The sequence below is a fragment of the Nitrospirillum amazonense genome, from assembly GCF_029594735.1.
In the GTDB taxonomy this organism is placed as follows: Bacteria; Pseudomonadota; Alphaproteobacteria; order Azospirillales; family Azospirillaceae; genus Nitrospirillum; species Nitrospirillum amazonense.
This window is the reverse complement of the sequence record NZ_JARPAF010000001.1, coordinates 1282930-1294522: the sequence shown is the minus strand read 5'-3', so window position 1 is coordinate 1294522 and position 11593 is coordinate 1282930. Positions and strand designations below refer to the sequence as shown.

At 67.4% G+C, this 11593-nt stretch carries 10 protein-coding genes; 8 read left to right on the top strand and 2 right to left on the bottom strand.

Going from position 1 to position 11593, the window contains the following annotated elements:
• Positions 1-683 (top strand): ABC transporter substrate-binding protein (locus P5F91_RS05225; RefSeq protein WP_277906710.1); only part of this gene is annotated, 683 nt, incomplete at its 5' end.
• Positions 684-988: 305 nt separating this feature from the next.
• On the opposite strand, the gene P5F91_RS05220 is transcribed toward P5F91_RS05225, so the two are convergent.
• The gene (locus P5F91_RS05220; RefSeq protein ID WP_186454872.1) at positions 989-1744 is read right to left on the bottom strand and encodes an MlaA family lipoprotein; all 756 of its coding nucleotides are present in this window, start codon (positions 1742-1744) and stop codon (positions 989-991) included.
• Between the two features lie 249 nt (positions 1745-1993).
• Between P5F91_RS05220 and hpnI the strand changes: the two genes are divergently transcribed.
• The 7 genes from hpnI (at position 1994) to P5F91_RS05185 (ending at position 10957) form a co-directional block, all read left to right on the top strand.
• Positions 1994-3349, top strand: a complete 1356-nt coding sequence (gene hpnI / locus P5F91_RS05215; RefSeq protein WP_277906709.1) for a bacteriohopanetetrol glucosamine biosynthesis glycosyltransferase HpnI — start codon at positions 1994-1996, stop codon at positions 3347-3349.
• Entirely contained in the window at positions 3346-4773 is a 1428-nt protein-coding gene (gene hpnJ / locus P5F91_RS05210; RefSeq protein WP_211107027.1) for a hopanoid biosynthesis associated radical SAM protein HpnJ, read from the top strand. Before hpnI ends, hpnJ begins: the two co-directional genes overlap by 4 nt.
• Positions 4774-4926: 153 nt before the next feature.
• A complete protein-coding gene (gene hpnK, locus P5F91_RS05205; RefSeq protein WP_277906708.1) occupies positions 4927-5823 on the top strand; it encodes a hopanoid biosynthesis-associated protein HpnK in 897 nt (298 codons plus the stop codon).
• An 11-nt stretch (positions 5824-5834) separates the two neighbouring features.
• On the top strand, positions 5835-6794 hold the full coding sequence (locus P5F91_RS05200) for a lysylphosphatidylglycerol synthase domain-containing protein (RefSeq protein WP_277906707.1): 960 nt from the start codon (positions 5835-5837) through the stop codon (positions 6792-6794).
• Positions 6795-6884: 90 nt separating this feature from the next.
• Complete coding sequence (locus tag P5F91_RS05195) at positions 6885-8492, top strand: inorganic phosphate transporter (RefSeq protein ID WP_145612421.1); 1608 nt, start codon at positions 6885-6887, stop codon at positions 8490-8492.
• Positions 8493-8530: 38 nt separating this feature from the next.
• Entirely contained in the window at positions 8531-9175 is a 645-nt protein-coding gene (locus P5F91_RS05190; protein WP_277906706.1) for an HAD family hydrolase, read from the top strand.
• A gap of 192 nt (positions 9176-9367) precedes the next feature.
• Positions 9368-10957: an inorganic phosphate transporter gene (locus P5F91_RS05185; protein ID WP_186454871.1), complete on the top strand. Its 1590-nt coding sequence runs from the start codon at positions 9368-9370 to the stop codon at positions 10955-10957.
• A 61-nt stretch (positions 10958-11018) separates the two neighbouring features.
• Here P5F91_RS05185 and P5F91_RS05180 read toward each other — a convergent pair whose 3' ends face one another.
• A complete protein-coding gene (locus P5F91_RS05180) occupies positions 11019-11492 on the bottom strand; it encodes a VOC family protein (protein WP_277906705.1) in 474 nt (157 codons plus the stop codon).
• Positions 11493-11593: the final 101 nt, after the last annotated feature.

Here is an 11593-nt window from a genome sequence, read left to right as displayed (position 1 = left end):
GCCAACGCTCAGGTGAGGACCGCATGACGACCAAGGTCACCGCGTTCAAGGGTAAAGCCATCGCCGCGGCCTTCGTGGCCCTGGCCATGACCGGCACGGCGCTGCCGGCCCTGGCCCAGCAGGCCGCTGCGACGGCGGAAGCCGCCGATCCGGCGGTGGCCAAGGTCAAGGGCTTCTACGACACGCTGCTGAGCTGCATGAAGCAGGCGAAGCAGCTGGGCGTGAAGGGCCGCGCGGAAAAGCTGGACCCGGTGATCAAGTCGACGTTCGACTTGGCGACCATGACCCGCCTGGCCGTTGGCCCTGCGTGGGAGAAGTTCACGCCGGACCAGCAGAAGGGCGCCATCGACGCCTTCACCAAGGTGACGGTGGCGACCTACGCCAACCAGTTCGACGGTTTCAATGGCGAGGTCTTCGACGTCGATCCCACGCCCCAGACGCGCGGGGCCGACAAGATCGTCGAAACCAAGCTGACCCCTAATGGCCAGCCGCCGGTACCGCTGAACTACCTGATGCGCGGCCAGGGCGACCAGACGCGCATCGTCGATGTTTATCTCAATGGCACCATCAGCCAGCTGGCCACCCGGCGCTCGGAGTTCTCCGCCGCCGTCCAGCAAGGCGGCGCCGACGCCCTGATCCAGGGGTTGCAGCAGCAGGCGGAAAAACTGCTGGCCGGCGCCTGAGCCTCTCACGACGCCGTCAGGAATCGGGCCCGGTCTTCCATGGGGGAGGCCGGGCCTTTTTCTTGCTTATAAGTCCGACTTTCCCCGCCGGGCGCTCATGCCGTTCGGACGCGACCGCCGCTGTATGCCAAGCACCGCAGGCTGGGAACCGGGGATGGCAAGGGCCCGGATGGGCCCGCCCGCCGCCTGAGGGCATCGTTTAGGAACCAGCAGGACGCGACCGCGTCCGCCGGAGCGAGCACCGCAGGGCGCGAGCCGAGGAAGGCAAGGGCCCGGATGGGCCCGCCCGCCGCCTGAGGGCATCGTTAAGGAATCGCAGGCATGTTGTTGGTGGTCACGCCGATGGACTCATCCAGCGCGGCCTGCCGGTTCTGCAGCCACACGCTGCGCAGCAGGGCGTAGAAGTCGATGGTGCCCTTGCGCAACTCATCCAGGGTTTCCAGGTTGCGGGCCTTGTCCAGGCCACCCACCACGCCTATGGCGTAGTTGGCGTCGCCGCCGTCGGCGTGGTCGAACAAGCGGCCGGTGGGGTCGGCCCACAACTCCACGCCCACGCCCACGCCATCACGCACGGTGGACGGCCCGAGCAGGGGCAGCACGAAATAAGGACTCTGCCGCACGCCCCAGGCATAGAGGGTCTGGCCGAAGTCGCCCGTCTGCCGCGTCAGCCCCATGTCCGTCGCCACGTCGTACATGCCCGCCAGGCCGATGGTGCTGTTGAAGACGAATCGCCAGAAGGTGGTGAAGGCCGCCTTGATGCGCGCCTGGGCCAGATCGTTGCCGAAGATCAGCGGCTCACCCAGGTTCTCGATTCCGTGGCGCAGGCGCAGCTGCACATACTCCGGCACTGCCCAGCGATAGGCCTGGGCGGCCGGGCCGATGGCGTTGTCGTTCAGCCACATGTTGGCGTCGAAGGTGACCCGGTTCACGTTCTCCATCGGATCCCAGGGCTCCACCACGCCCAGCTCGTCACGGCCGCCATTGGGCGGCGCGGCGCAGCCGGCGAGCATGAAGCCCATCAGGAGGCAGGCGGCCAGGGCCGCGCGGGACTGTCTGATCATGCTGGCCATACTTTCCTGCGGGATGCGGAACCGGGGACCGCGCCGCCTGCCCGGTTGGGCTGCGACGCCAGGGTGCGACACTTTGGATAACAAAGGATGGTGTCGACCACCATGATTGGAAATGCACTCCCGAAGTGTAATATCGGAGCGTGCAACGCAATATGCCGGTCGATGGATGATCGGCAAAGGCAATAACGCGTGTGACGGTAGGGGCTATGTCCGCCGTCACAGGATGCGCATTCGCGTTCGGTGTATCGCAATGCAGCGGTAACCCGCGCCGCGGTGACGTTCGCTGGCGTGTGCGGCGCGCTTACGTTAAGACCACGGGCACAGAGACATCATCGGACCGGGTCGCCGGTCCGCTTCTATTTGAAAGTTCCGCACGGCATGCCGTTCTCGTCCACCGACGCCCTGGGCACCCTGCTGACCGACGCCCTGGGCTGGGGGTTGGGGGCGATGTCCGCGGTCGGTACTCTTTACACCATGGCAGCGGTGGATAGTGCCCGGCGCTTCTTCGCGCCGCGCAGGAGTGGGAAGGGCGAGGGAATAGGCGAGCCCGCGCCGGCGGTGACGGTGCTGCGCCCGCTGCACGGGGCGGAGCCGGGGCTGGCAGCCCGCCTTCGGGCGCTGACCACCCAGGAATACGCGGGGCCGGTGCAGGTGGTGTGCGGCGTCCAGGCCCACGATGACCCCGCCATCGCCATCGTGAAAGACCTGATCGCCGAGCTTGAGGCGGTGGGCAGCCCGGTGCGCCTGGACCTGGTGGTCGACACCACCCGCCATGGCGCCAATGCCAAGATTTCCAACGTCATCAACCTGATGGCGGTCGCCCGGCACGAGGTGCTGGTGCTGGCCGACAGCGACATCGCCGTGGCGCCCGATTATCTGGCGCGGGTGGTGGATGCCTTGACGCGCCCGGGCGTGGGCCTGGTCACCTGTCTCTACCGGGGCGATCCGGTGGATGCCGGCTCCTTCTGGCAGGACCAGGCGGCCCGCGCCGTGGATCATCATTTCCTGCCCAACGTGCTGGTGGGGCTGCGCCTCGGGCTGGCCAAGCCTTGTTTCGGCTCCACCATCGCCCTGACAGATCAGACGCTGGCGCGTATCGGCGGCTTCGCCGCGTTCCGTGACATCCTGGCGGACGACCATGCCATGGGCATGGCGGTGCGCGCGCTGGGGCTGGCCGTGGCGGTGCCGCCGTTTGTGGTGGGGCACCTGTCACCCGAGTCCAACCTGGGCGCCGTGCTGACTCATGAGTTGCGCTGGGCCCGCACCATCCGGGGCCTGGACCCCGGGGGCTACGCCGGCTCCATTGTCACCCATCCGGTGCCCTTGGCGCTCATCGGCGCAATTTTCGCGGGCTGGCATGCGTGGTCCCTGCTGCTGCTGGGGCTTGCGGTCGCCGCCCGTCTCGTGCTTCAGGTGACGATTGATGCACGGATCACACGGTCCCGGCCGCGATGGCCTGGATTGATCAGAGACGTCTTGTCATTTTTGGTGTTCGTTGCCAGCTTTGGCATTCGACGTGTGAGTTGGCGCGGACAGCGCTTTTCGGTCAAATCCGACGGCACAATGGTGCCGGTCGGCGAAAATGGTGGGTCATGATGCGGACGCTATTTCTTCAGGCGCCTTCTTTCGATGGTTTTGACGGCGGCGCCGGTTCGCGCTACCAGGCGCGCCGCGAGATCAAGTCTTTCTGGTATCCGACGTGGCTGGCCCAGCCGGCGGCGCTGATCGAGAACAGCAAGCTGATCGATGCCCCGCCGCACAAGACCAAGCTGTCCGAAATCACGGCCCAGATCAAAGACTTCGACATGGTGGTGCTGCACACCTCCACCCCGTCGTTCAAGTCGGACGTGGCGACGATCGAGGCGCTGAAGGCCGTCAACCCCAATCTGAAGGCTGGCCTGATCGGCGCTAAGGTGGCGGTCGAGGCGGACAAGAGCTTGGCCCAGGCCCCCATCGTCGACTTCGTCGCCCGCAACGAATTCGACTTCACCATTAAGGACGTGGCCGACGGCAAGAAGTGGTCGGACATCAAGGGCCTGTCCTTCCGCAATTCCGAGGGTGTGATCGTCCATAACGAGGACCGCGAGATCCTCGAGAACATGGACGCTCTGCCGTGGGTGTCGCCGGTCTACAAGCGCGACCTGGTGATCGAGAACTACTTCATCGGTTACCTCAAGGCCCCCTACCTCAGCATCTACACCGGCCGCGGCTGCAAGTCGCGCTGCACCTTCTGCCTGTGGCCGCAGACCGTGGGCGGCCACCGCTACCGCACCCGCAGCGTCGGCCATGTGGTGGAGGAGATCGCGTGGGCGCAGAAGAACTTCCCCCAGGTGAAGGAATTCTTCTTCGACGACGACACCTTCACCGACAACCTGCCGCGCGCCGAGGCCATCGCCAAGGAACTGGGCAAGCTGGGCATCACCTGGTCGTGCAACGCCAAGGCCAACGTGCCGCGTGAGACGCTAAAGGTGCTGCGCGACAACGGCCTGCGCCTGCTGCTGGTCGGCTACGAGTCCGGCAACCAGCAGATCCTGCACAACATCAAGAAGGGCATGCGCGTCGAGGTGGCTGAGAAGTTCACCAAGGACTGCCATGAGCTGGGGATCCAGATCCACGGCACCTTCATCCTGGGCCTGCCCGGCGAGACGAAGGAAACCATCCAGGAAACCATCAAGTGGGCGGCGAAGATCAACCCGCACACCATCCAGGTTTCGCTGGCCGCCCCGTACCCCGGCACCTTCCTGTACCAGCAGGCCATCGAGAATGGCTGGCTGGACGACGCGAACGCCGAGCTGGTGGACGAGCACGGCGTGCAGATCGCCCCGCTACATTACGACCACCTGAGCCACTCCGAGATCTTCGGCTCGGTCGAGACCTTCTACAAGAAGTTCTACTTCCGCAGCGGCAAGATCGCCTCCATCGTCGGCGAGATGGTCCGTGACCGGGATATGATGAAGCGCCGCCTGCGCGAGGGCGTGGAGTTCTGGCAGTTCCTGCGCGAACGCCGCAACGCCGCCTGACGCCGGCCCTCAAGCGCCGGGCGCCGGCTCCGCCGGCTTGGCTTACGCCGCAGCAGCGGCGCGGCGGCAGTCGCCGCCGGCATTGATCCTTGGCGAGAAATCACAAAGGATCAATGCGGTGCTTATCACCTCGGGTTCAGGACACACGTTCCCATGTCCGTATCCACGCCGGGCGCCGCCGCGACCCCCAGAAATGGGGGATCGGGGCGGCGCCTGATCGTTACGGCGGATGACTTCGGCCTGTCGACCGCCGTCAATGCCGCCGTCATCGACGCTCACCTCAATGGCATCTTGACCGCCGCCAGCCTGATGGTGGCAGGGGCCGCCGCCGACGCGGCGGTGGCGCTGGCCCATGCCCAGCCCAGCCTGGCCGTGGGCCTGCATGTCGTGCTGGTGGACGGCAAGCCCTTCCTGCCGCCTGAACGGATTCCCGACCTGGTGGGGCCCGACGGCCTGTTCCGCAACGACCTGGCCAAGGTCGGGGCGTCCATCTTCTTCCGGTCCAAGGTCGCGGCTCAGGTCGCAGCCGAGGTGGAGGCGCAGTTCCAGGCCTTCCGGTCCACCCGGCTGCCGCTGGACCATGTCAACGCCCACAAGCACTATCACCTGCATCCCACCGTGGGCCGCATCCTGCTGGACGCGGCGCGGCGCCACGGGGCCCGCGCCATGCGGGTGCCGGTGGAACCCGCCGACGTCATCCGGGCGGTGACGCCCCAGGCCGACCTGGGTCTGCACCACATTACCGGCCCCTGGGCCAAGCTGCTGCGCGCCAAGGTGCGCCGCGCCGGCTTGGCCGCCCCGGACCAGGTGCTGGGCCTGGCCTGGACCGGTGCCGTCACGGCGGAGAAGCTGCGCGGCGCCTTGGCCCGCCTGCCGGCCGGCGTCACGGAAATCTACCTGCACCCCGCCGTCAGCGACGACGTGCCGGGTGGCGCCCCCGGTTATCGTTACCGCGACGAGTTGGCCGCCTTGCTGGATCCCGAGGTCAACGCCCTGGCCGCCGCCTTTCCCCGCGGCGGCTTCCGCGATCTGCCCATCACCCTGGAATAGGCCCGCACCCGATGGAAAAGGCAGCCCGCCTGTTCGCCCTGCTGGGGCTGGTCCTGGCCGTGGTGCTGGTCGCCCGCGAGGACACCAGCGCCCTCTGGGCCCTGCTGAAGACGGCCGGCGTGGGCCTGGTGGCGGCGGGCCTGTTCCATGCCGTGCCCATGGTGGCCAACGCCCGCGCCTGGCAGGTGCTGCTGCCCGGGGCCACGCGCCCCTCGCTGGGTGCCATGGCCCGCAATGTCTGGATCCGCGAGTCGGTCAACGGCCTGCTGCCCGTGGCGCGCATCGGGGGGGAGATCGTATCCTTCCGCATCCTGCGCCTGGATGGGGTGCGCGTCGCGCCTGCCGCTGCCAGCCTGGTAGTGGACATGGCCATTTCCATCCTCAGCCAACTGGGCTTCTCCCTGCTGGCGGTGGGCCTGCTGGTGGCGCTGAAGGGCCCCGTGGGCATCGCCGGCCAGGTGACCCTGGGGCTTTTGGCCATGGTGCCGCTGGTGGCGCTGTTCATCCTGGTGCAGCGCGCCGGCCTGTTTGCCAAGGTCACCGGACTGTTGGACAAGGCGGCGTCCGGGCGGCTGGCCGGCATCATGGCGCACAGCGCCCGCATCGATCGCGCGTCCAAGGCCATGTACCGCCGCACCGGCGCCATCACCGGCTGCTTCCTGTGGCAGCTGTTGGGCTGGGCCCTGGGGGCGGGTGAGATCTGGCTGGCGCTGTGGGCGCTGGGCCATCCCATGGGCCTGGTCGAGGCGCTGGTGATCGAGGGCCTGATCCAGGCCGTCAGCAGCGCCGCCTTCGTCGTGCCCGGCGCCCTGGGGGTGCAGGAGGGCGCCTTCCTGCTGCTGGGCGGCGCGCTGGGCCTGGACGCGCCCGCCGCGCTGGCCCTGGCGGCCGCCCGCCGCCTGCGCGACCTGGTGGTCTTCCTGCCGGGCCTGGTCGCCTGGACGACCATCCGCAAGGTCAAGGCGGCGTGATGATCACGATCAAGGCCACGCGCCCCGTCTTAAGCCATCTTCCGGCGCCGTTGCGCGCTGCCAACGGCTAACGCACCGGAGCCTGAAACCATGGCGCACCTTGAGGCCCTCCAGCCGTCACTGGACGAATCCCCCCTGACGCCCCTGCCCGCCGTATCCGGCGGGTTGGCGGCACGGCTGGGGACGGTGGCGCTGCTGGCGGTGCTGGCCCTGGGTTTGGGCTATGTGGCGGTCAATGTGGCGGCCGACCTGCGCGGGATGGGTACGGCGTCCGCCCTGCCTTTCGTGCTACTGGGCGTGGCGCTGCTGATCGCCTTGGGCTTCGAATTCGTGAATGGTTTCCACGATACGGCCAACGCCGTGGCCACGGTGATCTACACCCATTCCCTGCCAGCGCATGCCGCCGTGGTGCTGTCGGGCCTGTGCAACTTCGCCGGCGTGCTGCTGTCCACCGGGGCCGTGGCCTATGGCATCGTCTCGCTGCTGCCGGTGGAGCTGATCCTGCGAGTGGGCAGCGAGGCCGGCTTCGCCATGGTCTTCGCCCTGCTGATTTCCGCTGTGCTGTGGAACCTGGGCACCTGGGCCCTTGGCTTGCCGTCCTCCAGCTCCCACACCCTGATCGGGTCCATCATCGGCGTCGGCCTCATGAACCAGCTGATGGCCGCCCCCGGCGCCGCGGCCAGCGGCGTGGACTGGGGCCAAGCCCTGAAGATCATTCAGACGCTGCTGATCTCCCCCATCGTGGGCTTCGTCTGCGCCGCGGCGCTGCTGATGCTGATGCGGGGCCTGATCAAGGACAAGGCGCTGTTCCAGGCGCCCAAGGGCCGGAGGCCGCCGCCCGCCTGGATACGCGCCCTGCTGGTGCTCACCTGCTCCGGCGTCAGTTTCGCCCATGGTTCCAATGACGGGCAGAAGGGCATGGGCCTGATCATGCTCATCCTGATCGGCACCATGCCGGCCGCCTATGGCCTGAACCGGGGCATCACCGCCGCGGACACGGCCGCCTATGTCGCCACCTTCGACCGGGCCGGCGATGTGCTGGGCCGTCATGCCCAGCGCATGCCGACCGACCCCCGCGCGGTGGTGGAGGATTACGTCCGCAGCGGCGCCCTGACCAGCGCCACCCTGGGCGGGCTGCATGAGTTGACGGCCAGCATCGCCGACCAGCTGCGATTTTCCGGCGCCCTGTCCGGCGTGGCGCAGGGCCAGATGCGCAACGACATGTACCTGTCGGCCGAAGCGCTGCGCCGCCTGCAGAAGCAGGGCTTCCCCCTGCTTGACGATGACGACCGCGCGGTGATGAAGGACTTGCTGGGCCGCTACGATCACGCCACCCGCTACATTCCCACTTGGGTGAAGGTGGGTGTGGCCATCGCCCTGGGCCTGGGTACCATGGTCGGCTGGAAACGCACCGTGGTGACCGTGGGTGAGAAGATCGGCAAGGAACACCTGACCTATGGCCAGGGCGCCTCCGCCCAGCTGGTGGCCATGGGGACCATCGGCGCCGCCGACGTCTTCGGCTTGCCGGTCAGCACCACCCATGTGCTGTCGTCCGGCGTGGCCGGCACCATGGCGGCCAATGGCTCCGGCCTGCAATGGTCCACGGTGCGCAACATGGCCACGGCCTGGGTGCTGACGCTGCCGGCCTCCATCATCCTGGCCGGGGGCCTGTTCTGGCTGTTCCGCCACCTGTTCTGACCCGGTTCGCCGCCGCGCCGGCAGGGGAGCGTCGCCGTATGATCTGGACCATCATCTTCGACCTGGATAACTGCCTGGCCCCGGCCGATGGCATCGGCGTGGGGCTCATGCGACCGGTGTTCGACGCCATCACGGCGGCCAACGGCGGCACCCTGGCCCCGGACGCCCTGGATGCCGCCTTCGCCGACATCTGGCGCCATCCTCTGGATTGGGTCAGCCGGACACACGGCTTCAGCCCCGCCATGCACCAGGCCGCCTGGGCGGCGACGGCGGGGCTGGAGGTGACGGGCGCCATGGCCGACTACGGCGACCTGCCCTTGTTGGCCGAGTTGGGCCTGCCGCTTTACCTCGTCACGTCCGGCTTTCGCCGCTTGCAGGAGAGCAAGGTGCGGGCGCTGGGTCTCGCCCGCCACATGAAGGGCGTCTACATCGACGCCATTGATGAGACGGGGCACCCCGGCAAAGCCGCGCTGTTCCGGATGCTGTTGGACCAGTCCGGCGTGCCGGCGGCCCAGGCCCTGGTGGTGGGCGACAATCCAGAGTCGGAAATCGCCGCCGGCAACAGCCTGGGCATGCCCACGGTCCAGAGTCTCCGTCCCGGCGTTGCCTGGGATGGCCGGGCGCGCTTTCATATTCGCGATCTGCGTGATCTCCGCCGCCTTTTGGACGCGCAAAACGATTAAAGGATCTTTATGGCTGTGGGCTGGTAAGGCCTTGATCCAGTGCGGGTTTGGGGTGTCCTGGCAGCAGACCCACACCTTTATGGTTAAGGCAAATCGGCCATTTATTAACCAAATGGTGGGGCCTGCGACATAAAGTTGTCATGACTCGCGCCTTAGGGTGCCGGACCTGCTTTTTCAAGAAGGACTGGCGCCATGGCGCATACGGAAGCCGTGAATTCCCCCGTCGCAACCTCCGGCGGCCCGGCCGCGCGCTATGGGACCCTGTTGTTCCTGGCCCTGATGGCCGTAGGCCTGGGCTACATGGCGGTCAACCTGATCAGTGACCTCAGCGGGGTCGATACCCGCTCTGTCCTGCCCTTCGTGCTGTTGGGCGTGGCGCTGCTGATCGCCTTGGGCTTCGAATTCGTGAACGGCTTCCACGACACGGCCAACGCCGTGGCCACGGTGATCTACACCCACTCCCTGCCGGCCAACGTGGCGGTGGTGTGGTCAGGCCTGTGCAACTTCGCCGGCGTGCTGTTCTCCACCGGCGCGGTCGCCTTCGGCATCGTCTCGCTGCTGCCGGTCGAACTGATCCTGCAGGTGGGCAGCGACGCCGGCTTCGCCATGGTGTTCTCGCTGCTGATTGCGGCCATCATCTGGAACCTGGGCACCTGGTACCTGGGCCTGCCGTCCTCCAGCTCCCACACCCTGATCGGGTCCATCATCGGCGTCGGCCTGATGAACCAGCTGATGGCCACCTCCGGCACCGCCACCAGCGGCGTCGACTGGGGCCAGGCCACCAAGATCGGCTGGTCGCTGATCCTGTCGCCGCTGGTGGGCTTCCTCTGCTCCGCCGCCCTGCTGGTCATCATGCGCACGCTGATCAAGGACAAGAAGCTGTTCACGGCGCCCGAGGGCAACAAGGCCCCGCCGTCCTGGATCCGCGGCCTGCTGGTGCTCACCTGCTCCGGCGTCAGCTTCGCCCACGGCTCCAACGACGGGCAGAAGGGCATGGGCCTGATCATGCTGATCCTGATCGGCACGGTGCCCACCGCCTACGCCTTGAACCGCGCCGTCACCATCCACGACACGCCGGCCTACATCGCCACCTTCGACCGCGCTAGCGAGGTGCTGAGCCACTATGTCAAGGAAACCCCGGCTGATCCCCGTGCCGCGGTTGAGGACTTCGTCCGCACCCGCCAGGTGACCGACGGCACCATGGGCGGCATCCACGACCTGACGGCCAGCATCGCCGACCAGATCCGCGCCTATGGCTCGGTCGATCAGGTGCCACAGGAAAAGGTGCGCAACGTCCGCAACGACATCTATCTGTCGGCCGAGGCCCTGCGCATCATTCAGAAGTCGGGCGCGCCGGCCATCGATGCCGCGGACCAGCCGGTGCTGAAGGAGCTGCTGGGCCGCTACGACCACGCCACCCGCTTCATCCCCACCTGGGTGAAGGTGGGCGTGGCCATCGCGCTCGGCCTGGGCACCATGGTGGGCTGGAAGCGCATCGTGGTGACGGTGGGCGAGAAGATCGGCAAGGAACACCTGACCTACGGTCAGGGCGCCTCGGCCGAGCTGGTGGCCATGGCCACCATCGGCGCCGCCGATGCCTTCGGCCTGCCGGTCAGCACCACCCACGTGCTGTCGTCCGGCGTGGCCGGCACCATGGCGGCCAACGGTTCGGGGCTGCAGTGGTCGACGGTGCGCAACATGGCCATGGCCTGGGTACTGACGCTGCCGGCCTCCATCGTCCTGGCTGGCGGCCTGTTCTGGCTGTTCCGGCACCTTTTCTGAGAAAAGCGTCAAGCCACCGGGCGCCGGGGCGGTCCACCAGGGCCGCCCCTTCGCTTTAGGCTCAGCCCTCGACAGCCCGGCGCAGAGCGCCGATGTCCAGCTTGATCATCTGCTGCATGGCGGCCATGGCGCGGGCCGCCGTCACCGGGTCGGGGCTGGTGATCAGCTCGATGAAACCGGACGGCACGACTTGCCAGGTGACGCCGAACTTGTCCGTCAGCCAGCCGCAGGCGTGGGCTTTGCCACCATCGGCGGTCAGCGCCTCCCAATAGCGGTCGACCTCCGCCTGATCGGCGCAGTCGATGACGAAAGAGATGGCCTCGTTGATTTTCCAGTGGGGGCCGCCGTTCAGGGCGATGAAGGGCTTGCCGTCCAGCTCGAACGCCACGGTCATGACCAGGCCGGCGGGGCGGGGGCCCGCCTCGCCGTAATGGCTGATGGTGGTGATGCGCGAATTGGGGAAGATGCTGACGTAGAAGCGGGCCGCGTCTTCCGCCTGGGTGTCGAACCACAGGAAGGGGTTGATGTTGGGCATGTCCTCGTCCTTTTTCTGGGGAAAGGCGCGAACCGACTATGCGCCTTTGCCCCAAGGACGGCCAGGCTGGGTGATGCCCGACACCGCCGCCGTAAATTCCG